The sequence below is a fragment of the Pseudomonas sp. QS1027 genome (assembly GCF_002814235.1).
In the GTDB taxonomy this organism is placed as follows: Bacteria; Pseudomonadota; Gammaproteobacteria; order Pseudomonadales; family Pseudomonadaceae; genus Aquipseudomonas.
On the sequence record NZ_PHSU01000015.1, the window covers coordinates 193849 to 218853 of the forward strand.

Here is a 25005-nt window from a genome sequence, read left to right on the forward strand (position 1 = left end):
TCAGGCTTTCTGACGCTCCCGCGCCTTGGCCCGCAGATGGCGGACCAGGGCGAACCCGGCGACGATAAGAATCACCCCGATGACGATGGGCAGGCGGTAGGGTTTGAGATTGCCCAGCAGGCTTTCGAGGAACTCGCCGGCCCAATAACCGGCGCTGGCAAAAAGCGTGGCCCAGACCACCGCCCCGAGCAGGTTCATCAGGCTGAAGCGCAACGGCGACAGCCGGCTGGCGCCGATCACCAGCGGGCCCACCAGACGCATGCCATAGAGGAAGCGCACGGCAAAGATCGACGTCAGCGGATGACGTTGAATCAGTCCCGTCACCCGGTCTATGGCGGCTTGCTGGCGATGCAGGCGCGGTAGCAGGCGGGCGCCGAAGAAACGTCCGGTCCAGAACAGTGCCTGGTCGCCGAGCATCCCGCCGAGGCTGGCCCAGAAGATCACCAGCGACAGGTGCAGGACTTGCTGGTGCGCCGCCACCCCGCCGAGGATCAGGATGGTTTCCCCCTCCAGCAGACAGCCGATGAAGATGGCCCAATAGCCGTAGGTGGCGAGCAGGTAATTGAAGTCGATGTGTTCGAACATAGCGGTGTACTGATCCTTGTATCGGTCCATGGGCTGCGTTGCCGGTGCACGAGGTTGCAGGCAGGCGACGGTATTCTTGGCTCTGATCGATTGCCCAGGCGAAAGTGCCCTGGGGTGTCCGGCTCAACGATAGCTGAGCTTGCGCTTGTGCTGATTCAGGCTGACTGTCGCGCCAACCACTCCCGCGGACTTTCACCGATCTTGCGGCGAAAGGCCCGTGCCAGCGCCGACGGGCTTTCATAGCCGACCTCGTCGGCGATCAGCGCAATCGGCCGGCCCTCGCGCAAGCGCTTCTGGGCCAGGCTGACGCGCCAACTGAGTACATAGTCTGCCGGAGTCTGGCCGACCACTTTGTGAAAATGCGCGGCGAAACTGGCGCGCGACATATTCGACTCCTGCGCCAGGTCGGCCACGGTCCAGGGCCGTTCGGGATGGTTGTGCATCATGGTCATGGCCCTGGCCAGGCGCAGATCCGCCAAGCCCGACATCATCCCGGTGGTCATGCTGTGGTAGGCCATCATATGCCGCAGGAACTGGATCACCATCAATTCGAACAGCCGGTTCATCACTGCTTCGCGGCCACAGTGTTCGGCGAAGGCCTCGGCGAACAGCCACTCGAGATTGCCCTCGAGCATGGGCACCGCGGTGAGTGGCATCACGATGGTGTCGGACAAGGCCACGGACAGCGGATTGTCGATACCGCCATCGAAACGCAACGCCGCGCAGACCAGTTCGGCGGCGTCGGCCTTGCTGGCAACCAGACGGTGGGGCAGGGGGCGGGGGATCAGGATCAGGCTCGGTTCTTCGATGCGCAGCAGCTTGCCGCCAATCTCGAGGTTGACCCGACCGCTTTTCAGCAGGTGCACGTGCCCGCGGGGTTCGAGGCCGGTGACGTCGGCCTTGCCGTGCATGAAGCCGCTGTGAAAGGTATCGGCGGCAATGCCGAAGTGCGTGAGCAAGGTCGACAGGCGATCCATTCTTTCCCTCTCGTTAACGGCGGAATTAGACGATCTGGCGCATATCATCGACAGGAAGGCGCCATTCGTAAAGCTGTTTTGCCCATCATGGCCCCACGTTCAGCGACCTGGACGCCGCCGCTTCCGGTGGGTCAGCCATTTCATGCGAGAGGGAATACCGATGCAAACGTCCCGTTTTTCTGCTGTCTCCAAACTGTTCGCCGCCGTTGCCATCGCTGCTGGAGCCTTGTCGATGGGCTGGGCGGGTTCGGCCGCCGCTGCCGCGCAGCCGGGCCAGAAAGCCACGGTGGTCCTGGTGCACGGTGCCTTTGCCGAGTCTTCCAGCTGGAATGGGGTGATTGCCCGCCTGCAGGCCAAGGGGTATCCGGTGATCGCGGTCGCCAACCCGCTGCACGGGGTGAAGAGTGATTCGGACTACGTGGCCGATATCCTCGAACATACACCAGGTCCGGTGATCCTGGTTGGGCATTCCTACGGTGGCTCGGTGATTTCCAACGCGGTCCATGGCCGCTCCAACGTCAAGGCACTGGTCTACGTCGCAGCCTTCGCCCCGGAAAAGGGCGAGACCGCGATCGAGCTTTCGGGCCGCTATCCGGGCAGCACCCTGGGCCCGACCCTGGCGCCGCCGGTGCCGTTGAAAGACGGCACGGTGGACCTGTTTATCCAGCAGGACAAATTCGCCGCGCAGTTCGCCGCCGATGTCGCCCCCAAGGATGCCGCGCTGATGGCCGCGACCCAGCGTCCAATTGCCGAGGCCGCGTTGAAGGAAGGCGCGGGTGATCCGGCCTGGAAAACCCTGCCGTCCTGGTTCATCTACGGTTCGGCGGACAAGAACATTCCCGAGGCGGCCCTGAAGTTCATGGCTGATCGCGCCGGCTCCAGGGAGACCGTGGATATCAAGGGCGCGTCCCACGTGGTGATGGTGTCCCATCCGGACAAGGTCGCGGCGATCATTGAAGATGCGGCCAAGGCCATTGCGAAATAGGCTTAGTCCTGGGGCAAGCCCTAGCTAGGGCTTGCCCCACTTCTCCAGCGCGAACTCCACGAAACAGCGCAGTTTGGGCAGTCGGTAGCGGTCTTGCGCGTAAAGCAGGTTCATCTGCCGGCTGGGCAGCTTGTACGTCCCCAGCAGCGGTACCAGTCGGCCTTCGCGCAGATCGTCGCGCAGCAACGCATCCGGCAGCATCACGACGCCCATGCCGGAGAGCGCCGCCTGATACAGCGCCGAAGAACTGTTGATGGTCATCGGGCCGCTCACCGGCACCAGGATTTCCCCCTCCGGGCCGCTCAGGCTCCACTGTTTCTCCACCGTCCGCCAATCGTCTCCCGCCGGGTAGGCGAAGGCCAGGCAATCGTGATGTTCCAGGTCCTGGGGGATTTTCGGTGTCCCGCGCCGTTTCAGATACGACGGTGACGCACAGACGGTCAGCGCATAGTTCTCCAGTGGCCGGGCAATCAGCGCCGAAGGTTCGGGCGCACCCAGGCGGATCGCCGCATCAAAGCCGCTGTCGATCAGGTCTTCGCGCTGGTTGCTGAGCATCACGTCCAGCTTGATCCGGGGATAACGCAGCACGAATTCGCTCAGGGCCGGGGCCAGGCGTTCGGAGCCGAAGGTCAGCGGCGCGGTGATCCGCAGGATACCGCTCGGCTCGCCCTGGGCCTGTTCGGCCAGGCGCTCGGAATCCGCCACCAGCCCCAGCACCTCAAGGCAACGCTGATAGTAGGTCGAGCCGAATTCAGTCAGGCGCTGACGTCGTGTCGTACGGCTGAGCAGGCTGACCCCGAGCCGCTGTTCCAATGAGCGCAGGTGATTGCCGACCATGGTGGTGGAAATGCCGCATTCCAGGGCGGCCGCGGTCATGCTGCCGCTCTCCACCACGGTCACGTACACCCGCATTGCCTGGAAAAGATCCATTATCAATCTCAGCTTTAAAATGATTGAAGTATAACGCAGTTTATCCAGTTCAGGTGGCTAACGATACTGCCAGCACCACCCAATGCCTGGAGCTCGATACCATGACCGCCGCTAGCCTGATGACCACCTATCAACCGCTGGACCTGGGGTTCGTCAAAGGGCTGGGCACCCGCCTGTGGGATCGCGAAGGCCGTGAGTACCTGGATGCCGTGGCCGGCGTGGCGGTGACCAATATCGGCCATTCCCACCCGCGGTTGGTGAGTGCCATCTGCGAGCAGGCCGGCCTGCTGCTGCACACCTCCAACCTCTACAGCATCGACTGGCAGCAACGGTTGGCCGAGCGTTTGACCCAGCTGTCGGGCATGGACCGGGTGTTCTTCAACAACTCCGGCGCCGAGGCCAATGAAACGGCGCTGAAGCTGGCGCGGCTGCATGCCTGGCACAAAGGTATCGAGAAACCCCTGGTGGTGGTCATGGAGAACGCCTTTCACGGGCGCACCCTGGGCACCTTGTCCGCCAGCGATGGCCCGGCGGTGCGCCTGGGGTTCCATGACCTGCCGGGGGATTTCATCAAGGTGCCGTACGGCGACCTGGCGGTGTTGCACAGCATCGCCCGCAGCCATGGCCAGCGGATCTGCGCGGTGCTGATGGAGCCGATCCAGGGCGAAAGCGGCGTGCAACTGCCGCCGCCGGGCTACCTGAAAGCCGTTCGCGACCTGTGCAAGCGGCGCTCCTGGTTGCTGATGCTCGACGAGATCCAGACCGGCATCGGCCGCACCGGCCAGTGGTTTGCCTTCCAGTACGAAGGCATCGTCCCGGACGTGATGACCCTGGCCAAGGGCCTGGGCAATGGCATACCCATCGGCGCTTGCCTGGCGCGGGGCAAGGCTGCTGAACTGTTCACCCCGGGCAGCCACGGCAGCACCTTTGGCGGTAATCCGCTGGCCTGTCGGGCCGGCTGCACCGTACTCGATATCATCGAGGAGCAGGGGCTGGTGGAGAATGCCCGGGAGCAGGGGGGGCGTTTGCTGGCACGGCTGCGGGCCGAGCTGGGCGACTGCCCGCAGGTCCTGGCGATACGCGGGCAAGGCTTGATGATCGGTATCGAGCTGCGCCAGCCGGTACGTGACCTGGCCCTGATCGCGGCCCGGGACCAGGGTTTGTTGATCAATGTGACCCGGGGCAAGACCATTCGCCTGCTGCCGCCGCTGGTTATCGATGAGCAGGAGGTCGAGATGATTGTGAAAGGGTTGTGTGGCGTATTGCAGTGGGAAAAAACCACGGTAATAGCGAAAGGCTTACACGCCGTGCCCGCAATCGCCTCTATGAGCGTTTGAGCGGCTGCCCTATTCTGGATCCATCACTGCTGCGCAAGGATGTGCACAGGATCAGGGAAGATCGACCATCGCCAGGACGGCAGCCGACAGGACGTTGGAATGGTCAAAAGAAAACCCCGCTTCGGCGGGGTTTTTTGTGTGTGCAGGAAAAGTCGGCGATGCCTGGGGACGGCCTCAAGTGGAAATCACATTCTTGCCGGTGCCCTTGGCGCGATACAGGGCCTGATCGGCCCGGCCCATCAGCTCGCTCATGGGTTCTTCGGTGTGACGTTCCACCACCCCAAAACTGATGGTCAGCGTACTCAGGCCCAGGGGCTTGCGTTGCAGCAGGCGCTCACGCATCCGATGCGCCAGGTGCATGGCGGCAGTGATCGGGCTGTCCGGCAGGACAATCATGAATTCGTCACCGCCCCAGCGCGCCAGCAGATCGGTGTCGCGCAGGCAGCCCTGGAGCGTTTGCGCGACCTCGACCAGCACGGTGTCGCCGCCCTGGTGTCCGTGTTTATCGTTGATCAGCTTGAAGTCGTCGATATCCATGGCAATCAGCGACAGGGGCTGGCGAAAGCGCCCGGCACGCTGGCACTCCCGGGACAGGATCTTCTCCAGGCGATAGCGATTGGCGACCCCGGTCAGTGAATCGCTCTCGGCCAGGCGGCGGTTTTCCTCGAGCTGGGCCTGCAACTGTCGATTGACCCGTGACAGCTCGGCGGTCCGCTCGGCGACGATGGCCTCGAAGGATAGGGTCCGCACCTCCAGTTGTTCGAGCAGGCGCCGTTGGTCTTCGAGGCTACGGTGGGCGCCGATCATCCGGGCGACCGAACCGTCGGGGTTGCGAGCGATCACATAGCCACGGTCTTCGACCAGAATATAGTGGCCGCTGCGGGTTCGGCAGCGGTACTCGGCGTGATAACCCAGGGTGCGTTCATTCAGATGGTCGTCGAAATGCGTCATCACCCGCGGGTAGTCGTCGGGATGAATCACGTTCTCCCAGGTGAAGACGTTGTTCGGCAGGGTATTGGGGGAGTAGCCGAGCATCTCGTACCAGCCGGGGCTGCGGTAGACCAGGCCGGTGTTGGCGTTCCAGTCCCAGACGCCATCGCTGACCAGTTCGAGGATCGCGTGTACGACGTCTTCGTTGATATCGCCGAGTTGGGTGTTCCAGGGTCCGTTATTGGATGGCTCGACCATCGCTGCTCACTCCTTTGGCATTGATTTCGGTGTCTCGGGCCAAAAGCGGGGACACAACGGTCTATGGCACAGTAATACTGTACCGTTTGTTGTGGGAAATATAGATGCACGCTGGTCGATAGACCCTGGCTTTTGGGGTTTTCGAGGTGTTTGGCGCAATGGGGGATCCACACCGGCATGAGCAGGGCAGTGAAAGGGCGTGCAGTGATTTTCCTGGCATTGGCCTGCCTGCGGGCTGGGGCGGCGGATCTGAGCCTGTCTGCGCCGTTGCCGGTCTGCGGTGATGAGCGCCTTTATGCCCAACCCATTGCCAGCCCCGGCCCGGCGGTCGGGCCGAGGCCATGCCCGGAGCCTGTGGCCAGGTCCTACTCGCCGCGCTACCGGGGGTTGGGCTACGAGGTCCTGATGATCGAGTCCGCGGCCTGTTTCGTGCCCGACGACAGCTTCCGTCTGCTGGACTCCCTGATCGACCAGGCCCGCGGCTCACTGGCGTCCGGCTTGTCGACCGATGCCGACTGGCAGAAACAGGCGACGCGTACCTTCACGACCTTGGGCGCGACCTTGCTCGCCAACGGCTTTGAACTCTACGTCCCGACCGACACCCTGGGGGATGCGCTGGTTTCGCGGGCATTGCCGGAGGGCGGTCGGCATATTGCCGACTGCGACACCAGTGCGTTTCTCTATCTGTCGGTGGCGGAGTCCTTGTCCCTGCCCATGCACATGGTGGAAATCCGCCTGCCCAGTGGCGAGAGCCACAACTACCTGCGTTGGACATCCGGCAATGGTCGTTCGATGGACTGGGACACCAACGGCCGCGCGCAATGCCGTACGCCCGAGACGCTGCCGGCCTGGCAGGGGCGTACCTTGTCCCGCGACGAGGTATTGGGCTACGCCACGCTGCTGCGCGGCGAGTTCTGGCAGAAGAAAGGCGCGTTCGAAAAAGCCCTGGCGGATTACCGCAGCGGAACCCGGCGCTATCCGCAATCGCCCAAGGGCCAGAACAACCTGGCCTGGCTTATTGCGAGTACCGCCGCTTTCAAAGGCGCGGCGTTCCAGGCCGAAGCCCTTGCCGCCGCGCAACGGGCGATGGCGCTGCAACCCGATGCCAATACGCTGGACACCCTGGCCTGTGTGCGGGCCAGGAGCGGTGACTTCGCCGGGGCTGTCGCGGCTGAGAAGCAGGCGTTGGTGCTGAAGCCGGAAAACAAGGGTTTCAGTGCGCGGATGAGCAGATTTCGTTCGCTATCGCCGAAAGACTGCGTGGGGCTCTAGAAAAGGTCACTGTTTGAAATCATCGGCCAGCGAGCGACTCACGATCTTGGAAATCCCGGTCAGCGCTTCACGCAGTTTTTCAGGTTCGGTGCGATATTCCAGCGGCGTATAGCCATAGACATTGGCTCCGTTGAAGGCTGTGATTACCTCGACATGCTGCCAGACCTTTTCATCGCCGCGTGTCATCTGAGCCAGTACAGCGATGGTGGGGTAGACCACACTGCTGAAGCCCTGGGTCAGGGCAAAACCCCATTGATCAATCTTTAACTGGATCACCGCATCAGCCTGGTCTTGTTCGCCCACCAGTCTGATCGAAGGGTTCTGTGCCAGTTGATCGATAACGCCCTGTGTCACCAACGTGCCCAGGTCGATCTTTTCAGTTTCCATCTGATAGATGATCGCCTCGACTGTCGACATCGATGCCAGGTCGCCGGCCTTCAGGCCTGCGGCAAAACCGGCACCGCCCAAGGCGGCCTTGGTCAGATTCGAAGCTCCGGCGGCGGCACCGATCCCGGCGCCCACACCGGCGCCGAGTGCCATTCCCCAAGCCTGTTCGCGACCCATATAGGTCATTTGTTTGGGGTTCCACGTAGCGGGCAGGATCTTGACCGTCTTGATTTGCGAACGATGTTCCGGGGTCAGTTTCTGGTTCGCGCAACCGGTCAGTACCAGCGTTGCGAACAGCACGGCCAATAGTTTTTTCATGGAAATGGGGTCTCAGCTTCCAAGGCACGAGGATGCCCTGAATCTCATTTTCAAGGTGTTAGAGGGAAGGTGATCAGGACAGCTGGTATGGGCGCGGATCGGCCCTTTGAAGGACCAAGCCGCTTGCCCGATTGGCCTATGGGGCTACTCGACTATCGCTGCTTCTTTGGTGGTAACACTTTCAGTTGCGTCGCCAATAAAAATATCGCGTGCGGTATTGCCGATTGTATTGGTTGTGATTGAGTCAAAACTGGCACCGATAAGGCCGCCCAAAAGAGGAACTGCCTTACCCAGATTCACGACTCCGGTGCTGCCGAACTTGGTCAACAGCCGAAAGCCGACGGCCTGGTTGATCTTGGTCAGCGTGGCTCCGCTGATCTTATTGATTGAACTGATTGCCAGTTTGTTCGCTATCGAAATACCAACATCTTTCAAAATATCCTTGGCCGCGTTGCCAGCCAGGCAGGTGTAGACCAGGGTCTTGACCCGATCCTCCTTCGGGTCATGGCCGCCGAGGTAGGCAATGGCTGTAATCATCCGCAGTTGCACATACATCACGCTGGCAACGTTGGCTGGGATGGTGACAGGAAGCGTGATGATGCCTCCTAACCCGGTTAAAAATCCTGATGTTGCAGCCTTGGTGTTTTGCCAGCGAATCAGCGAGTTTGCGGCATCCAGCGCGTTTGCATTGTTGTTCCGGTATTCGTCCGCGAACTCTTGTGCGTTGCCGGTTCCCGGAATGCCGTCCATAGCCTTTTCATACGCCCATTCCAGAGCTTGTGTCAGCGTGTTCTCGGTAAAGGTATTCGACATGGCAACTCCTGTAAGTGGCGACGAGACAGATACTCGGCCAGTAGCGGTAAACCGAAGGGAACGGTTTCCGGATCCAATATTGAATGCAGATGATGGCCTTTTGATATTTCGCATGCAACATAAAGAAAGAAACCCGGGCTGTCATCACGCCTTTCAATCCTCGATTCTTTATCTGACGAGCAAAGAAACTGGCACAGGAGGTTTGAACATGAGCCAAGCACGCATTGCATTTGACATGGCGGTGTTGCTGGAGAGTGACGAAGCTATCAACGAGTACCTGTCCCAAGTCCAGGCTGATGGGGATAGGGATGAGTTTCTTCGCGCGATTGGCTATGTAGCCAAAGCCAGAGAATCGGCACAGGGGGAAAAAAGGCAGGCCCATCCCCAGGTCAGCCCTCACCGCGACTGACCTCGAAACACACCTGCCTCTTTCAGTTGCCGCCGCTCCCATTCAGCGGCGCAGCGTCATTGCTGTACGACGCTATACCCGGCAAACGCCGTCTGTTGCTGAATCGCCGTGACGATGTTCTGGCGGGTCGCCGGCTGTTCGTTGCCTTCGTTATCCACAAAGGTTTCGCTCAGCAACTCGGCCAGGTCGCCGTGGCCGGCAAAGGCAAAGCCGAGGAATTCGAAGGCTTCGCGGTCGGCATTGGCCTTGCTGCGCGGAGTGCGCAGCGGGAAGGTGACGCTGCTGTCGTCCTTGCTGATGACAAATACCGGCGCTTCTTTCTTGGGACGCGCGGCCTTGCTCTTGCCGGCGCTGGGGTTGCTCAGCGCCTGGTGAGTCTGGTTCAGCACCTTGAGCGCCAAGCCATAGACCAGTTCCTGGAACGCCGCATCGTCCTTGTAGCTGGAAAGGATCCGGCTGATCGGGAACTTCGTGCTCAGGTCTTCCAGGGCGGCGATGTCGGCTGCCTCGGCGTCCTTGAGTTGCTTGAGCTGGCCCATGAGTTCGTAGGCTTTGTCGTCGTCGAAACGGTCGTGCGCCTGGCGGATCGCCAAGCGCAATTCGCGAATCTGGTCGCTCTCTTTCGAGGTGTGGAAGGCGTCGAGAACCATCTCGCTGATGTTCTTGGCCTGGGGCACATGCTGGGAAAGATGGATGGCGTTTTCGTATTCGCCTTTGGCGGACAAGGAGGTTACGGCTTCATCGGTATGGGAATCAGGCATCGAAATTTCGCTATTTCAGTGTCATTTAACTGGGGTGAGGCTCGAAAGGCCGGGGCATTTCAGGGCGCCTAATCTATTGGACCCACGCGCCATTGTCACGGCTCAACCGGTCAGTGGTCTCGTGAGGAGGGAATTTACCAGTGAAATGAAGGGATTGAGCTTGTTCGCCAAATTTTTGGCGATATCCTATTTTTATTTGATGAAAATCTATTGGACAACAAAATAATGACGCTATCAAATTGCTAGTGCTTGGGGAGGGAGCAATCCGGGAATAACGGACAATGGAATGTGCAGCTAGACGTGTGCTTGTCCCCTTACATTTGAGTTGAATCTATTTGTACGAAGGGATACCTACATGCATCGTTCAGATGACATTGCGAATTTATTCAATCGATTTGGAGGGAGCGTCGAGAGCTACCGAGAGATCGAGCCCAGCTACGAATACACCGAAGACATGTCGCCGCCAGTGTCCGAAGCCCTGGCGCCAGAGCCGGTGACCGCCAGCCTTGCCCCTCAGCCCGTTGACCCCCTGAGCATCATCCCCTTGTCCCCCATGGCGCACGTCGGCTCCACGCCTCTGAGCCGACTGCTGGTGGAAATCGAACAACAGCGTGGCGGCGTGTCTGGCGTGAAGCCTGTTGGACAGGGCGTGCCAAAGCTCAAGGCCAAGGTCATTGTCGTGGTGTCGGCCAAGGGCGGTGTGGGCAAGAGTACCCTGGCCGCCGCCTTGGCCTGTGGGATCAAACGTTCCGGTGGGCGCACGCTCGCCCTCGACCTGGACCCACAAAATGCCTTGTGCCTGCACCTGGGCGGCAGCGAGGACTGGCCAGGTATCGCCCAGTCCGACCGTGCCGACGAAGATTGGCAGCCGCTGATCCGCAAAGGTTTTTCCGGTAGCCGTTGCCTGGCCTATGGCGTGGTCGGCGAGCCGCAGCGTCGGAACCTGGAACAGCACCTGGAAAACGATCGTCTGTGGCTGGCCCGGCAACTCGCGCACCTGGCCCTGGATGAGCAGGACACACTGGTGATCGACACTCCGCCAGGGGCATCGGTCTACCTGGCCCAGGCGTTGGAAATCGCCGATGTGGTGCTGGGCGTGACCCTCGCCGATGGGGCCGCCTACACCAGCCTCAATCAGTTGGACCGGCTACTCGCGCCCTACCTGCAACGGGAAAACCCCGCGCAATACAAAGTTGTGATCAACCAGTTGGACACGTCCCGCCAGTTCAGCCTCGACCTCTGCGAAGTGCTGAAAAAAAGAACAGGACAGCAGCTGTTGGGAGTGATCCGCCAGGATCATTTCATCAGCGAAGCCTTGGCGTACGACCGTAATCCGCTGGCGCATACCCCAAGCACCCGAGGCTGCCAGGACGTCCTCGACCTCACAGGTTCGCTGTGCGAACTGCTCATGTACGGTACGCAAGAGTCCTCTTTGTCATGACCCGCGATCCCAACCTCACGCCCCATCTCCCGGGGCGCTCGGAACTGCGTCTCAACGCCTGGCTGGAGCGTTTCAACCAATGGCCGGGGGCGCTGCGCAAGGCGCTGATCCTGGGCATTTCGTTGATCGGCGGGCTGTTGCTGATCAGCATCGTCAGCGCACCGCTGGACCTGTACAGCCAGTGCCTGTTCGCCGCGCTGTGCTTCGGCCTGGCCTTGCTGGTCAAGCGCATGCCGGGGCGCTGGCCGATCCTCTTGCTGATCGTGCTCTCGCTGGTTGCCTCGTTGCGCTACATGTACTGGCGCCTGACCGAGACCCTCGGTTTCGAAGGCTGGCTGGATATCGCCTTCGGCTACGGCCTGGTGCTGGCGGAGATCTACGCCCTGGTGGTGCTGGTCTTCGGTTATGTGCAGACCGCCTGGCCCCTGCGCCGTCGCCCGGTACTGCTCACCGGCGACCCCAGTGAGTGGCCCACGGTGGACGTGTTCATCCCCACCTACAACGAAGCCTTGAGCATCGTGAAGCTGAGCATCTTCGCCGCCCAGGCGATGGACTGGCCCAAGGAAAAACTGCGGGTGCATGTGCTCGACGATGGTCGTCGCGACGAGTTCCGGCGGTTCTGCCAGAGCATCGGCGTCAACTACATCACCCGTGACGACAACGCCCATGCCAAGGCCGGCAACCTCAATGCCGCCCTCAAGGTCACCGACGGCGAGTACATCGCCATGTTCGACGCCGACCATGTGCCGACCCGTTCCTTCCTGCAGATCGGCATGGGCTGGTTCCTAAAGGACCCACAGCTTGCGATGTTGCAGACGCCGCACTTTTTCTTTTCCCCGGACCCGTTCGAGAAGAACCTCAAGACCTTCCGCGCCGTGCCCAACGAAGGCGAGTTGTTCTACGGCCTGGTGCAGGATGGCAACGACCTGTGGAACGCCACCTTCTTCTGCGGTTCCTGCGCCATCCTGCGGCGCCAGCCATTGGAAGAAATCGGTGGCGTGGCGATCGAAACCGTCACCGAGGACGCCCACACCGCCCTCAAGCTCAACCGCGCCGGCTACAACACCGCCTACCTGGCGATCCCCCAGGCCGCCGGCCTGGCCACCGAAAGCCTGTCGCGGCATATCAGCCAGCGCATCCGCTGGGCCCGGGGCATGGCGCAGATCTTCCGCCTGGACAACCCGCTGATGGGCAAGGGCCTCAAGCTCGGCCAACGGGTCTGCTACGCCAATGCCATGCTGCACTTCTTCTACGGCCTGCCGCGCCTGGTGTTCCTTACCGCGCCCCTGGCGTACCTGATCTTCGGCGCGCAGATCTTCCACGCCTCGGCGCTGATGATCACTGCCTATGTGCTGCCGCACCTGTTCCACTCGAACCTGACCAACTCCTGCATCCAGGGACGTTTCCGCCATTCGTTCTGGAACGAGGTCTACGAGACGGTGCTGGCCTGGTACATCATGCCGCCGGTGCTGATGGCACTGATCAAACCCAGCTTTGGCGGCTTCAACGTCACCGACAAGGGCGGGATCATCGACCAGCAGTTCTTCGACTGGAAGCTGGCCCGGCCCTATATCGTCCTGCTGGTGCTGAACCTCACCGGGCTGGGGTTTGCCGTCCACCAATGGATCTGGGGCGATCCGGCCACCGCGATCACGGTGCTGATCAATGCCCTCTGGACCCTCTACAACCTGATCATCACCAGCGCCGCCGTGGCGGTGGCCAGTGAGTCGCGGCAGATCCGCGCCGAACCGCGGGTCAGCGCCGAGTTGCCGGTCAAGGTCGAGTTGCCCGATGGCACCCCGGTGTATGGCACGACCCAGGACTTCTCCCAGCGCGGGCTCGGCATCAAGTTGCCGGCGGGCACCACGGTCACGGCCGGCGAGCGGGTGCGGGTGACGTTGTTCCGCAGCGCCGCGACCTGTGAGTTCGACACCACGGTGGTGTTCAGCAAGGGCCAGTACCTGGGCGCGCTGTTCGATCCGCTGACCCTGCGCCAGCAAAGCGAACTGGTGCGCATGACCTTCTCCCGCGCCGACACCTGGGCCACCAGTTGGGGCAGCGGCAAGCTCGATACACCGCTGTCGGCCCTGCGCGAGGTCAGTGCCATTGGCCTGATCGGCCTCGGCACGCTGATCAAGGCGCTGTTACTGCCGACGCGCCGACGCCCGGCCGATCAAGCCACGTCTGTTCGTCCAGTCGCACCCGCCAGAAAAAACGCCCCTTTGAAACCGCTAGTACCTCTTATGGACAAGTCATGACCCCTACACCGTTGACCCGCGGCGCCCTGCGCCGCACTCGTCGTCCGCTGATGCTCCTGGCTTCGTCCGCACTGTGCCTGGGGGGGCTGGTCCATAACGCCTGGGCCGAGACCGCCGCAACGCCGCCCGTGGTGCCGACGAGTGTCGCGCCACAGACGCCGGCCGGCAGTTACAGCCACAGCCTGACCCTCAAGCAACTGGGGCGCCTGGACACCATGAACCTGCAGGGCGTGGAAGCGGCCGACAGCGTCAGCTTCAACGTCCGTGCCGACGAGGTGGTCAACAGTGCGCAACTGCTACTGCGCTACAGCTACTCGCCGGCGTTGCTGGCCGACCTGTCGCAGATCAACGTGCTGGTCAACGATGAAGTGGCCGCCAGCCTGGCGCTGCCCAAGGACGGTGCCGGCAAGCCGCAGGAGCAGGTGGTGACTATCCCGGCGCACCTGATCACCGAGTTCAACCGCCTGCGCCTGCAATTTATCGGGCACTACAGCATGCAGTGTGAGGACCCGCAGCACAGCAGCCTGTGGGCCAAGATCAACAACAGTTCAGAGCTTGAACTCAATGTGTCGCCGATCCCGCTCAAGGACGACCTGTCGATCCTGCCGCTGCCGTTTTTCGATCGCCGCGACTCACAGCCCTTGAACCTGCCGTTCGTGTTTGCCAAGGCACCGGATCACGCCGCCCTCGAAGGCGCCGGTGCGCTGTCGTCGTGGCTGGGGGCCCTGGCGGCTTATCGCGGCGCCAGTTTCACCAGTAACGTCGGGCAACTGCCGGACAAGGGCAACGCCGTTGTCCTGGTCGAGAGCAAGGATGCTGTGCAACTGGGTGGGCTGGCGATTGCCGCGCCGAAGGGCCCGACGGTCACCCTGGTGACCCATCCTGGCGACCCCCATGCCAAGCTCCTGATCGTCGCCGGTCGCGACGGCGCCGAACTCAAGCTCGCGGCTTCGGCCGTGGCCCTGGGCAGCAAGGCGCTGGAGGGCAACAGCGTGCTGATCGAACATCTTGATTCACTGAGCCCGCGCAAGCCCTACGACGCGCCCAACTGGCTGCCGTCCGATCGCCCGGTCAAGCTCGGCGAACTGCTCGATCCCAAGTTGCTCAGCGTTTCCGGCTACAACCCGGGCTCCATCAGCATCCCGTTGCGCCTGCCGCCGGACATGTTCAACTGGCGTGAAGAAGGTGTGCGGCTGGACTTGAAATACCGCTACACCCCGCAGCAGGAATCGAACAATTCCTCTTTGCTGGTGAGCCTGAACAACACCTTCATGAAGTCGATGCCACTGCCTTCGATGAAGAGCCTGGGCGGTGCCGAAAGCCTGCTGACGCTGTTGCAGAAAGATGAAAGCCTGCCTCGCGAGGCCATCGTCCACATTCCCCTGGGTTCCGCCGGCGCGCAGTCGCAACTGCAACTGCGGTTCATGTTCGACTACATCAAGCAGGGCGAATGCCGCGACATCATCATCGACAACATGCGCGGCCTGGTCGACCCGGATTCGACCCTCGACCTGACCGGCTACAACCATTACATCGCCTTGCCGAACCTGGGGGTGTTCAACGACAGCGGCTTCCCGTTCACCCGCCTGGCCGACCTTTCCCAGAGCGCCGTGGTGTTGCCCGACGGCAGCGGGCCGGCGGAGTGGAGCGCCTACCTGACCGTGCTCGGTCGTTTCGGCGACTCCACCGGCTACCCGGCCACCGCCGTGCAGGTGGTGGATGCCGCGCAGGTGCAGTCAGTCAGTGACAAGGACCTGCTGGTGCTCGCTTCGGGCGACAACCAGCCCTTGCTCAAGCAGTGGATCGACCGTTTGCCGGCCAGCGTCTCGGGCGACAACCATCGTTTCTCACTGTCCGACCTGACCCTGCGCGTGCGCCAGTGGATCAGCCCGGACCCGGCGGCCAACCAGCGCAAGCCGACCTTGAACGTCAGCTATACCGGTCCCCAGAGCAGCACCTACCTGGCCGGTTTCGAGTCGCCACTCAAGCCGGGTCGCAGCGTGGTGGTGATTGCCAGCGGCAAGCCTGAAGGGTTGGCCGATGCCACGGCCGCGATGATCGGCGGCGACGCCTACAAGGACAGCCTCCAGGGCAGCCTGGCGGTGGTGCAGGGCACGGAGATCACTTCGCTGGTAGCCGACGAGCAGTATTACGTCGGTGAGCTGAACCTGTTCAAGCGCGTGCAATGGCTGTTGTCGCAGAACATGCACTGGATGCTGCTGGTGACCGTGGTCGGCCTGTTGCTGGTGGCCAGCCTGCTGTTCCTGTTCCTGCGGGCCCGTGCGAAGAAGCGTCTGTCATGATCCTGCGTCGAACCTTGCTGTCCCTGGCGCTGCTGGTGCCTTTGGCCGCGCAGGCCGAGTCCTGCTCGTTGCAGAACTGGCCGCTGTGGAAAGACTACGCCGAGCGGTTCGTGCAGAAGGACGGGCGCATGCTCGGTTCGAGCATGGACCCCAACCAGAGCAGTTCCGAAGGCCAGGCCTACGGGATGTTCTTCGCCCTGGTCGGCAATGATCCGCTGACCTTCGAGGAACTCTGGCACTGGACCCGCGACAATATGGCCGGGGCCAATATCGCGCAGAACCTGCCCGGCTGGTTGTGGGGCCCGACCGGCAGCGGCACCTGGGGCGTGATCGACACCAACTCCGCCAGCGATGCCGACCTCTGGATCGCCTATGCGCTGCTGGAGGCCGACCGCCTGTGGCACAAGCCCGAGTACCGCGCGGACGCCCAGCGGATTCTGGCCAACCTGGACAAGACCCTGGTGCGCGACATCCCGGGCCTGGGCAAGATGCTCTTGCCCGGCCCGGTCGGCTATGAGCACCCGGATGAACTCTGGCGCTTCAACGCCAGCTATACGCCGATCCCGTTGCTGCGCCGCTTCAGCCAGGAGAGCCCGTCCGGCGCCTGGAAGGAGATCGCCGACAGCACCGCGAAGATGATCGCCGACAAGAACATGAATCGCTTCGGCTTCGTGCCCGACTGGGTCGGTTACCGCGGCACGGACGTCAACAAGGGCATGTTCGTGGTCGACAAGTTCACCTCGGCCCAGGGCAGCTACGACGCCATCCGCACCTACCTGTGGGCCGGTCTGACCTCGCCGGCCGACCCACTGGCCAAGCCGATCCTCGACAACCTCGACGGCATGGCCCAGTCCGTTGCCTCCACCGGCGTGCCACCGGAAAAGGTCCAGGTGGTCACCGGCGTCACCGAGGGCATCGGCCCTTACGGTTTCTCCGCGTCCCTGGTGCCGTACCTGCGGGCCAAGGGCCTGCCGTTGCTGGCCGACCAGCAGCAGCGCATCGTCGATCAGGCCATCGCGCACTACAGCAATCCGGCCGATCCGGCCTACAGCCAGCACCAGTATTACCACGTGATGCTGAGCCTGTTCTCGCTGGGCTGGACTGAAAAACGTTATCAGTTCAACAAGGACGGTACCTTGAAAGTGTCCTGGGAGGCTCCATGCGCCAGCAAACCCTAGCCCTGGCGGTGTGTGCCGCGCTGGCGGCCATGCCCGGCCTGGCCGCCGAGATCGGCAACCCGCAGTCGCTGCTGATCCAGCAGGGTTACTACTGGCAGGCCAAGGAACATCCCGACCGGGCCGCCGAGGCCTGGAGCAAGCTGTTGAGCCTGTCCCCCGAGCAACCCGACGCGCTCTATGGCCTGGGCCTGATCGACCTGCAACAGAAACGCCCTGACGGTGCCCGTCGTTACCTGGCGCGGTTGCAGGCGATCACGCCGTTGCCACGGCTGGCCTTGCAGCTGGAGCAGGACATCGCCCTGAGCCCGGACGACAAGCAGCAACTGCTGGAAAAGGCCCGCGAATTGAGCGACGCCGACGAGCGCGACAAGGCGGTCGCGGTGTACCGGCAATTGCTCGATGGCCATCAGCCGCAAGGTTTGATCGCCCGTGAGTACTACAACACCCTGGGCTTTGCCACCGGTGGCTGGCCCGAGGCCCGGGTGGGCCTGGAACGGCTGCGGCGGGAGCGTCCCGACGACGCGATCCTCGACCTGTTCCTGGCCTTGCACCTGGCGCGCAATCCCGACAGTCGCCCGGAAGGCATCCGCGCCCTGGCGCGGCTGTCGCACAACCCGGACATCGGCGGCAATGCCGATGAAACCTGGCGCTTCGCCTTGCAGTGGCTGGGGCCGCCCTCCCGCGACCAGGTGTCGTTGTTCCAGCAGTATTTGCAGGCGCACCCGGACGATAGCGAGATCCGGGCGCTGATGGACAAGGGCATCGCCCAGGGCCGTGGCGGTGCCGGCTGGCAGCGCGACCCGCAGGTGGCCCGTGGTCTCAAGGCCCTCGATGCCGGCGATATCGCCGCTGCCGAACAGGCCTTGCAGGCCCGTCTCAAGGAACGTCCCAACGATTACGATGCCCTCGGCGGCATGGGTATCGTGCGCCAGCAACAGAAGCGCCTGGGCGAGGCCGAAAGCTACCTGGTACAAGCCACCCGCCTGGCGGGTGGCGCGCAGTGGAACGCGGCCCTCGAGGACGTGCGTTACTGGATCCTGCTGGACCAGGCCGGCGATGCCCAGCGTGCGGGTCGGCAAACCCAGGCCCGCGCGCTGATCGAACAGGCGATCGCCAAGAACCCAGCCGAGCCGGCCGGTCCCACCGCCCTGGCCAACTGGCAGTCCCAGGCCGGACAACTGGATGCCGCCGAAGCGGGCTACCGTCAGGTGCTGGCGCGGACTGCGAATTATCCGGAGGCCCTCGCCGGATTGATCAACGTGCTGTCGCGGGCGGGCAAGTCCGATGAGGCCTTGCGTCTGATCGACGGGCTGTCGGCGGCGGACCAGGCGCGCCTGGCGCCCACGGTAAAAATTCGTGCCCTGCGCGCCATCCAGGTGGCCAAGCTGGCGGAACGTCGCGGCGATCTGGCGGCGGCGCAAAAGGCCTATAAGGAGGCCCTGGCCGACGACCCGAAAAATCCCTGGACCCGTTTCGCCCTGGCCCGCGTGTACCTGCGCGACGGCCAGACCCAGGTGGCCCGGGACCTGATCGACGAACTGCTCAAGCAGCAACCCGATCAGCCCGACGCGCTCTACACCAGCACCTTGCTCTCGGCCGAGCTGGGTGAGTGGACCAAGGCCCAGCGCACCTTGTCGCGAATCCCCGCAGCCAAGCGCAGCAGCGACATGAACGACATGGAGCTGGATATCCGTCTGCATATCCAGACCGAGTTGGCGGTCGATGTGGCCCGCCGTGGTCAGCGCCAGGAAGCCTGGGCACTGCTGTCGCGCTGCGAACCGCTGGCCGGGCAGAAGCCCGAGCGTGTCGCGGTGCTGGCCTCCGCCTATGCCGAAGCCGGCAATCCGCAGCAGGCCGTCAGCCTGATGCGCCAGGTGCTCGACCACTCGCCGTCGACCCCCGACCTGCAATTGCTCTATGCCGGGGTGCTGCTCAAGGCCGATCAGGACGCCCAGGCCAGTGAGATCCTGCGGGACTTGCAGGGCAAGCCGATGAGCGAGACCGCCAGCAAGCGTTATGAAGACCTGTTGTTCCTCTACCGGATCAAGCAGGCCGATGAGTTGCGGGAAAAGAACGACCTGGTGGCGGCTTTCGACATGCTCTCGCCAGCCCTCAAGCAGCGGCCCAATGACAGCCAGGCAGTGTCGTCTCTGGCACGGATGTATGCAGCCAGCGGCAATACGCAAAAGGCCCGGGAACTCTATGAACCGCTGATCAAGGCCGACCCGGGCAATGCCAAATTGCAGCTGGGCCTGGCCGATGTCGCCCTGCAAGGACGCGACTTCGACCTGGCCGAACAGTCGGTGAAAAAGGCCCTTGAACTGGAGCCCGGGGTACCCCAGACCCTGACCGCGTCGGCGCGAATCTATCGCGGCATGGGCAAGACCGGTGAGGCCGGCAAGCTGCTGCGCAAGGCCATCGAAATCGAAGACAGCCAGCGCCAGGAGATCTATGTGGCGGCGGCTCCGCAAGCCGCGACGCAGTCGGCCAACCCCTTTGTCGGTTTACCCGGTCAACGTCGGGAGGCGACGACCCTGGCCTCGTCGAACCTGGTTCCGCCGCCGATCAATGCCCCTGTCGTGGGCCTGGGTTCAGGTTTGGGCGCCCGCGACGGTGACACGGTACCGACGGCGGTCGGACGCGGGACCGGTATCGCGGCAAATTCGGTTAATCCGTTGGGTGATCCCTACGCCCGCGAAAGTACTTCGCGCCCGACGCTGAGTCCGGCGCAACAGGCCTTGAACGAGATCGTTGAAGACCGTACCGGCTATGCCGTCCAGGGCCTGACCGTGCGCAGCAACAACGGCGAAAAGGGCCTGAGCAAACTGACGGATGTCGAGGCCCCCTTCGAAGTCAGCGTGCCGGTGGGCGATAACAGCGCCAGCATGGCGTTGCAGATCACTCCGGTGTCGCTGTCTTCAGGCAGCCCGGGCAATTCCGCCCAGGCGCGCTTCGGTGCCAGCGGCCTCGACCCGGTCGGTTCGCAGACCGCCAGCGGTGTCGGCGTGGCCGTGGCCTATCGGGACAAGGAGCAAGGCCTCAAGGCGGATCTCGGTGTCAGTCCCATGGGCTTCCTCTACAGCACGCCGATTGGTGGCGTCAGCCTCAATCGCCCCTTCGACGGCAACTCCGACTACCGCTACGGCGTCAGTGTCTCGCGGCGGGCGGTCACCGACAGCGTGACCTCCTTTGCCGGTTCTCGCGATCCGCGCACGGGCGACAAGTGGGGCGGCGTCACGGCCAACGGCGTGCGTGGCGAGCTGAGCTACGACGACCAGAAATTCGGCGCCTACGGCTATGGTTCGGGACATGTACTGCTGGGTAACAACGTCGAGTCGAACAACCGCTTCGAACTGGGCAGCGGTATCTACTGGTACCTGCGCAATGCCCCCGACAGCATCCTCACCCTGGGCCTGAGTGGTTCGGCGCTGACCTATGCCAACAACCAGGACTTCTTCACCGTGGGCCATGGCGGCTACTTCAGCCCGCAGACCTTCTTCGCCCTGGGCGTACCGATCAGTTGGTCGCAACGCACCGAGAACTTCACCTACCGGGTCAAGGGTTCGGTGGGCGTCCAGCATATCGGCCAGGACAGCGCCGAGGTCTTCCCCGGCAACAGCGATCTGCAACCACGGGCCACCGCTGCCGGGCTGACCGGTTATGGCAGCGAGAGCAAGACCGGCGTCGGATACAGCCTCAATGCGGCGGGCGAATACAAGTTCGGTTCGCGCTTCTTCCTCGGTGGCACGCTGGGCGTGGACAACGCCAGCGATTACCGACAGCTCAGCGGCGGTGTGTACCTGCGCTACACCTTCGAGAACATGACCGGGCCTATGGCCCTGCCGGTCAGCCCTTTTGGCTCCCCCTATTCGAATTGATGCAACGAGGAAATGATTGATGGCTTCTTCTGTACTGGCTGGTTTGACCCTACTCGTGATTGGCGAAAGCCATATGAGCTTTCCCGACTCGCTGATGAACCCGCTCTACGACAACCTGACCCAGCAAGGCGCCCAGGTTCACGCCATCGGTGCCTGTGGCGCCAACCCGGCGGACTGGGTCACGCCCAAGCTGAAACTCGACTGCGGGGCGATTCGCGAGCCGGGTGAAAAGATCAAGGTGATGAGTCGCGGCACGTTGGACACGCAGCCGATCAAGGACGTGATCGCCAAGGACAAACCGGACCTGGTGGTGCTGATCATGGGCGACACCATGGCCTCCTATAAGACCACGCCGTTTCCCAAGGTCTGGGCCTACCAGAGTGTCACCGCGCTGACCAAGCAGATCGCCGACAGCGGCGCCAAGTGTGTTTGGGTCGGCCCGGCATGGGGCAAGGCCAACGGCAGCAACACCAACGAAAACCAGTACGGCAAGAACCAGGTCCGTACCCAACTGGTGGCGGGCACCCTGGCCAATATGGTCGCGCCGTGCACCTATATCGACTCGACGAAGTTTTCCAAGCCCGGTGAGTGGACCACCTCCGACGGCCAGCACTTCACCATCGCCGGCTACAAGTTATGGGCCGCGGCCATCGGCAAATCATTGAACGAACTGCCCGCCACGGCAGTGAAAGGAGCTGCAAAGTGAAACGGATTTTCAATGCCGTTGGCGCCCTGGCCGGCCTGGCCTTGAGTGCCAGTGCCTTCAGTGGGCCGATTGCCCTGTATCCCACCGGTCCGTCCCAGGACTCGGCCTATCTGCGTTTCGTCAATGCGCTCGACACGCCCCTGGAACTGACCCCGGAAGGGGCGAGCAGCAGCTTGAAGCTGGAGAAGGGCCAGGTGGTCAGCGGCTTTATCCCGGTGTCCGGCGGTCGGCCGATCAGGGGCACCTTGAGTCGCGATGGCAAAAGCGTGCCGGTGGACGTGAAGGTCAATGCCGGCGATTTCGCCACGGTGTTCGCCCTGGCGGATGAGCAACAGGGCATCCGTCAAGTGGTGGTCAGCGAAGCCTTCGATATCCCCAACCAGCTCAAGGCCTCGCTGGCATTCTTCGATGCCGACCCTGCTTGCACTGACGCACGGATCAACCTGGCCGGACGCGATGTCGACCTGTTCCAGAAGGCGCCCGCCGGCAACCCCCGGCGCCAGGAGCTGAACCCGCGGGCCTCGCTGGCGGTGCAGTTGGTCTGTGCCGGCAGCCCGGTGGGTTCGGCGGTCGAACTCGGCGCACTGGAGGCGAACAAGCGCTACAGTTTGTTATTACTGCCATCGTCGTCGGGGCCGCGCCTGATTACCGCCACGGATAGCTTGTCCAACTGAATCGGAAGCGCCCGTTGCCATGGTTTTCGCCTCGCTTGAATTCCTGACGCTGTTCCTGCCGGCTTTTCTGCTGGTCTATGCGCTGGCCCGCCCGGGCTGGCGTAACGTCATTCTGCTGATCGGCAGTTGGCTGTTCTATGGCTGGCTGAGCCCGCTGTTCCTGTTCCTGCATATGGTGCTGACGCTGCTGGCCTGGGTCGGTGGCCTGTGGGTGGACCGCTCGCGGGAGGATTCGCGGGGGCGGATACGCCTGTTGATCGCCCTGATCGTGATCAACACCGCGGTGCTCTGCTGGTACAAGTACGCGAATATCCTCGCCGCGACCTGGAACCAGTTCATCACCTATTATGGCGCCATGCCCATGGCCTGGCAGCGGGTGGCCTTGCCGGCGGGGCTGTCGTTTATCGTCCTCCAGGCGATTTCCTACCTGGTGGATGTGCACCGGCATGTGGTGCCGGTGGAGCGCAGTTTTATCAACTACGCCACCTACATCTCGATGTTCGGCCACTCGATTGCCGGGCCGATCATTCGTTATGACTGGGTTCGTCGGGAGCTGAACCAGCGCTATTTCAACTGGTTCAATTTCTCCCTCGGTGCACGCCGGTTCATGATCGGCATGTGCATGAAAGTGCTGGTGGCCGACACCTTGTCACCGCTGGTGGACGTGGCCTTTCACCTGGACAACCCATCCTTTGTCGATGCCTGGATCGGCTGCCTGGCGTACTCGCTGCAACTGTTTTTCGACTTCGCCGGCTACAGCGCCATGGCCATCGGCCTGGGACTGATGCTGGGCTTTCACTTCCCGGAAAACTTCAACCGCCCGTACCTGGCCTACAGCATCCAGGACTTCTGGCGGCGCTGGCATCTGTCGTTGTCCAGTTGGCTGCGGGACTACCTTTACATCGCCCTGGGCGGTAATCGCAAAGGCGTGTGGAAAACCTATCGCAACCTGTTCCTGACCATGGCCATCGCCGGGCTCTGGCATGGCGGCGACAGCTGGAACTACCTGCTCTGGGGCTCGGCCCATGGCGTGGCCTTGTGCGTCGACCGCGCCTGGTCGCGCTCGAGTCTGCCGGGGCTGCCGCTCTGGGCTTGTCATGTGGCCACGCTGTTGTTCGTGTGCCTGGCCTGGACGCTGTTCCGTTCGCCGGACTTCGCCACGGCCCTGAGCATGTATGGCGGCCAGTTCGGCCTGCACGGTTTTGCCCTGGGCGACGCCCTGGCCGTGACCTTGCGCCCGGTGCATGGCTTGGCGGCGTTGCTCGGGTTGGCGTGCATTCTCGCGCCACTGTTGCAGCCCCGTGTGGAAAGACGTTTCGCAGGCAACGAGCTGTTCGTGTTGGCTGCGGCCCTTTGGCCCGTGCTCGGGTTCACCCTGTCGTTCGCTCTGATCGCCAGCCGTGAAGCCGTGCCCTTTCTGTACTTTCAATTCTGATGAACCAGCCAACGCAATCCCCGTCCGTTGCCCCCACGCCGCCTAGCCCGCTGGCGATGCGCGCCAGTCCCCTGGCGGGCGTGGTCTTCACTCTGTTCCTGGCGCTGGGGGCCTTGTCCTGTGTCTGGTTGATGTTCAAGGGGACGATCGAGTTCGTGCCCAAGGTGGTGACGCCGGACATGCTTCTGCATGGCGAGATCACCCACCGTTTCGCCAAGACGCTGTCGGATGCGCCACTGCCCAAGCAGGCCGCCGACCTTGAGCGCGGTGGCAGCTGGTTGATCGACGGCGACCTCGGGCCACGGGTGCGTGAGGGCTGTCCGGGTTGGTTGTTCCTGAGTGACGAGTTGCGCGTGAACCGCAACGCGGCGACCAATGCCCAGGCCAAGGCACAGGCGGTGCTTGATTTGCGCCAGGCGCTGAGCAAGCGCGGTATCGAGTTGCTGGTGGCGGTGGTGCCGGACAAGAGCCGAATCGCGGCGGCTCAGTTGTGTTCGCTCAGGCGTCCGATTGCATTCCAGCCACGGATTGCCGCCTGGTTGACCGGGCTGCAAGGTGCGGGCGTGATGGCGGTGGATTTGACGTCGAGCTTTCAGCCGTTGGGCGAGGGCGCCTTCCTGCGCACCGATACCCACTGGAGCGAGGCCGGGGCCAAGGCGGCGGCGGGGCGGATTGCCGAGGCGGTCAGTGCCTTGAAGTTCACGGTGACGCCGCACAAGAGCTATGAGCTGAGCACGCAACCCGCCGCTGTGCGGCCGGGTGATCTGGTGCGCCTGGCGGGGATCGACTGGTTGCCGTTGGCGTTACAGCCCAAGGCCGAGAGCGTGGCGACGACGCAGGTCAAGGAGCGGACTGACGCGGCGGCGGGTGACAACCTTGACGATCTGTTTGGTGATGACAATCTGCCGAACACGGCCTTGATCGGCACGTCGTTCTCGCGCAACTCGAATTTTGTCGGTTTCCTGGAGGCGGCGGTGGGCGCGCCGGTGGGCAATTTCGCCAAGGATGGCGGCGAGTTTTCCGGGGCGGCGAAAGCTTACTTCGACAGCCCTGCGTTCAAGCAGACTCCGCCGAAATTGCTGATCTGGGAGATTCCGGAGCGGGATCTGCAGACGCCGTATGACGGGAATGTGCGTTTGCCTTGAGCTGGAGATGAACGATAACGCGGTC

19 protein-coding genes and 1 pseudogene are annotated in these 25005 nt (G+C 62.8%); 13 read left to right on the top strand and 7 right to left on the bottom strand.

The window, feature by feature from the left end; translation table 11 throughout:
* Complete coding sequence (locus tag CWE01_RS15120) at positions 1–585, bottom strand: DedA family protein (RefSeq protein WP_100941339.1); 585 nt, start codon at positions 583–585, stop codon at positions 1–3.
* A gap of 155 nt (positions 586–740) precedes the next feature.
* Positions 741–1562, bottom strand: a complete 822-nt coding sequence (locus tag CWE01_RS15125; RefSeq protein ID WP_100941340.1) for an AraC family transcriptional regulator — start codon at positions 1560–1562, stop codon at positions 741–743.
* Between the two features lie 160 nt (positions 1563–1722).
* On the opposite strand from CWE01_RS15125, the gene CWE01_RS15130 reads away from it, so the two are divergent.
* Positions 1723–2547 (top strand): alpha/beta fold hydrolase, encoded by an 825-nt coding sequence (locus tag CWE01_RS15130; RefSeq protein WP_100941341.1) that lies wholly within the window; start codon positions 1723–1725, stop codon positions 2545–2547.
* Positions 2548–2571: 24 nt separating this feature from the next.
* Here the strand turns inward: CWE01_RS15130 and CWE01_RS15135 are convergent, their stop codons facing one another.
* On the bottom strand, positions 2572–3477 hold the full coding sequence (locus CWE01_RS15135) for a LysR family transcriptional regulator (RefSeq protein WP_100941342.1): 906 nt from the start codon (positions 3475–3477) through the stop codon (positions 2572–2574).
* A 101-nt stretch (positions 3478–3578) separates the two neighbouring features.
* Between CWE01_RS15135 and CWE01_RS15140 the strand changes: the two genes are divergently transcribed.
* On the top strand, positions 3579–4814 hold the full coding sequence (locus CWE01_RS15140; RefSeq protein WP_100941343.1) for an acetylornithine transaminase: 1236 nt from the start codon (positions 3579–3581) through the stop codon (positions 4812–4814).
* A 174-nt stretch (positions 4815–4988) separates the two neighbouring features.
* On the opposite strand, the gene CWE01_RS15145 is transcribed toward CWE01_RS15140, so the two are convergent.
* Positions 4989–6002, bottom strand: coding sequence for a sensor domain-containing diguanylate cyclase (locus CWE01_RS15145; RefSeq protein ID WP_100941344.1), 1014 nt, complete (start codon positions 6000–6002; stop codon positions 4989–4991).
* A gap of 189 nt (positions 6003–6191) precedes the next feature.
* On the opposite strand from CWE01_RS15145, the gene CWE01_RS15150 reads away from it, so the two are divergent.
* Complete coding sequence (locus CWE01_RS15150) at positions 6192–7274, top strand: hypothetical protein (protein WP_100941345.1); 1083 nt, start codon at positions 6192–6194, stop codon at positions 7272–7274.
* Positions 7275–7280: 6 nt separating this feature from the next.
* Here the strand turns inward: CWE01_RS15150 and CWE01_RS15155 are convergent, their stop codons facing one another.
* Both CWE01_RS15155 and CWE01_RS15160 read right to left on the bottom strand, forming a co-directional pair.
* Positions 7281–7979: a membrane lipoprotein lipid attachment site-containing protein gene (locus CWE01_RS15155; protein WP_100941346.1), complete on the bottom strand. Its 699-nt coding sequence runs from the start codon at positions 7977–7979 to the stop codon at positions 7281–7283.
* A 144-nt stretch (positions 7980–8123) separates the two neighbouring features.
* Positions 8124–8792, bottom strand: a complete 669-nt coding sequence (locus tag CWE01_RS15160) for an EcsC family protein (protein WP_100941347.1) — start codon at positions 8790–8792, stop codon at positions 8124–8126.
* A gap of 208 nt (positions 8793–9000) precedes the next feature.
* On the opposite strand from CWE01_RS15160, the pseudogene CWE01_RS15165 reads away from it, so the two are divergent.
* Positions 9001–9153 (top strand): annotated as a pseudogene (locus CWE01_RS15165) (transcriptional regulator); the annotation flags it as partial.
* 104 nt (positions 9154–9257) lie between these two features.
* Here CWE01_RS15165 and CWE01_RS15170 read toward each other — a convergent pair.
* On the bottom strand, positions 9258–9962 hold the full coding sequence (locus tag CWE01_RS15170) for a hypothetical protein (RefSeq protein WP_100941348.1): 705 nt from the start codon (positions 9960–9962) through the stop codon (positions 9258–9260).
* A gap of 355 nt (positions 9963–10317) precedes the next feature.
* Between CWE01_RS15170 and bcsQ the strand changes: the two genes are divergently transcribed.
* From bcsQ to CWE01_RS15215, 9 genes are read left to right on the top strand one after another with little or no spacing between them, the layout of a single operon-like run.
* Positions 10318–11403, top strand: a complete 1086-nt coding sequence (gene bcsQ / locus CWE01_RS15175) for a cellulose biosynthesis protein BcsQ (protein ID WP_100941349.1) — start codon at positions 10318–10320, stop codon at positions 11401–11403.
* Positions 11400–13661, top strand: coding sequence for a UDP-forming cellulose synthase catalytic subunit (gene bcsA / locus CWE01_RS15180; protein WP_100941350.1), 2262 nt, complete (start codon positions 11400–11402; stop codon positions 13659–13661). The genes bcsQ and bcsA overlap by 4 nt, the downstream gene beginning before the upstream one ends.
* On the top strand, positions 13658–15964 hold the full coding sequence (gene bcsB / locus CWE01_RS15185; RefSeq protein ID WP_100941351.1) for a cellulose biosynthesis cyclic di-GMP-binding regulatory protein BcsB: 2307 nt from the start codon (positions 13658–13660) through the stop codon (positions 15962–15964). Before bcsA ends, bcsB begins: the two co-directional genes overlap by 4 nt.
* Complete coding sequence (gene bcsZ / locus CWE01_RS15190; protein ID WP_100941352.1) at positions 15961–17142, top strand: cellulose synthase complex periplasmic endoglucanase BcsZ; 1182 nt, start codon at positions 15961–15963, stop codon at positions 17140–17142. The genes bcsB and bcsZ overlap by 4 nt, the downstream gene beginning before the upstream one ends.
* Entirely contained in the window at positions 17124–21020 is a 3897-nt protein-coding gene (locus tag CWE01_RS15195) for a cellulose synthase subunit BcsC-related outer membrane protein (RefSeq protein WP_100941353.1), read from the top strand. Before bcsZ ends, CWE01_RS15195 begins: the two co-directional genes overlap by 19 nt.
* 19 nt (positions 21021–21039) lie before the next feature.
* Positions 21040–21726, top strand: coding sequence for an SGNH/GDSL hydrolase family protein (locus CWE01_RS15200; RefSeq protein WP_100941354.1), 687 nt, complete (start codon positions 21040–21042; stop codon positions 21724–21726).
* Complete coding sequence (locus tag CWE01_RS15205; protein ID WP_100941355.1) at positions 21723–22400, top strand: cell division protein FtsQ; 678 nt, start codon at positions 21723–21725, stop codon at positions 22398–22400. Before CWE01_RS15200 ends, CWE01_RS15205 begins: the two co-directional genes overlap by 4 nt.
* A gap of 19 nt (positions 22401–22419) precedes the next feature.
* Entirely contained in the window at positions 22420–23835 is a 1416-nt protein-coding gene (locus tag CWE01_RS15210) for an MBOAT family protein (RefSeq protein WP_100941356.1), read from the top strand.
* Positions 23835–24980 carry a cell division protein FtsQ gene (locus CWE01_RS15215; RefSeq protein WP_100941357.1) on the top strand — a complete coding sequence of 382 codons (1146 nt, stop codon included), beginning with the start codon at positions 23835–23837 and terminating at the stop codon, positions 24978–24980. The genes CWE01_RS15210 and CWE01_RS15215 overlap by 1 nt, the downstream gene beginning before the upstream one ends.
* Positions 24981–25005: the final 25 nt, after the last annotated feature.

Excerpts from the sequence above, each read along its gene's own strand:
- CWE01_RS15120 (WP_100941339.1), bottom strand. The coding sequence starts at position 585 with ATGTTCGAACACATCGACTTCAATTACCTGCTCGCCACCTACGGCTAT.
- CWE01_RS15125 (WP_100941340.1), bottom strand. The coding sequence starts at position 1,562 with ATGGATCGCCTGTCGACCTTGCTCACGCACTTCGGCATTGCCGCCGAT.
- CWE01_RS15130 (WP_100941341.1), top strand. The coding sequence starts at position 1,723 with ATGCAAACGTCCCGTTTTTCTGCTGTCTCCAAACTGTTCGCCGCCGTT.
- CWE01_RS15135 (WP_100941342.1), bottom strand. The coding sequence starts at position 3,477 with ATGGATCTTTTCCAGGCAATGCGGGTGTACGTGACCGTGGTGGAGAGC.
- CWE01_RS15140 (WP_100941343.1), top strand. The coding sequence starts at position 3,579 with ATGACCGCCGCTAGCCTGATGACCACCTATCAACCGCTGGACCTGGGG.
- CWE01_RS15145 (WP_100941344.1), bottom strand. The coding sequence starts at position 6,002 with ATGGTCGAGCCATCCAATAACGGACCCTGGAACACCCAACTCGGCGAT.
- CWE01_RS15155 (WP_100941346.1), bottom strand. The coding sequence starts at position 7,979 with ATGAAAAAACTATTGGCCGTGCTGTTCGCAACGCTGGTACTGACCGGT.
- CWE01_RS15160 (WP_100941347.1), bottom strand. The coding sequence starts at position 8,792 with ATGTCGAATACCTTTACCGAGAACACGCTGACACAAGCTCTGGAATGG.
- CWE01_RS15170 (WP_100941348.1), bottom strand. The coding sequence starts at position 9,962 with ATGCCTGATTCCCATACCGATGAAGCCGTAACCTCCTTGTCCGCCAAA.
- bcsQ (WP_100941349.1), top strand. The coding sequence starts at position 10,318 with ATGCATCGTTCAGATGACATTGCGAATTTATTCAATCGATTTGGAGGG.
- bcsA (WP_100941350.1), top strand. The coding sequence starts at position 11,400 with ATGACCCGCGATCCCAACCTCACGCCCCATCTCCCGGGGCGCTCGGAA.
- bcsB (WP_100941351.1), top strand. The coding sequence starts at position 13,658 with ATGACCCCTACACCGTTGACCCGCGGCGCCCTGCGCCGCACTCGTCGT.
- bcsZ (WP_100941352.1), top strand. The coding sequence starts at position 15,961 with ATGATCCTGCGTCGAACCTTGCTGTCCCTGGCGCTGCTGGTGCCTTTG.
- CWE01_RS15195 (WP_100941353.1), top strand. The coding sequence starts at position 17,124 with ATGCGCCAGCAAACCCTAGCCCTGGCGGTGTGTGCCGCGCTGGCGGCC.
- CWE01_RS15200 (WP_100941354.1), top strand. The coding sequence starts at position 21,040 with ATGGCTTCTTCTGTACTGGCTGGTTTGACCCTACTCGTGATTGGCGAA.
- CWE01_RS15210 (WP_100941356.1), top strand. The coding sequence starts at position 22,420 with ATGGTTTTCGCCTCGCTTGAATTCCTGACGCTGTTCCTGCCGGCTTTT.
- CWE01_RS15215 (WP_100941357.1), top strand. The coding sequence starts at position 23,835 with ATGAACCAGCCAACGCAATCCCCGTCCGTTGCCCCCACGCCGCCTAGC.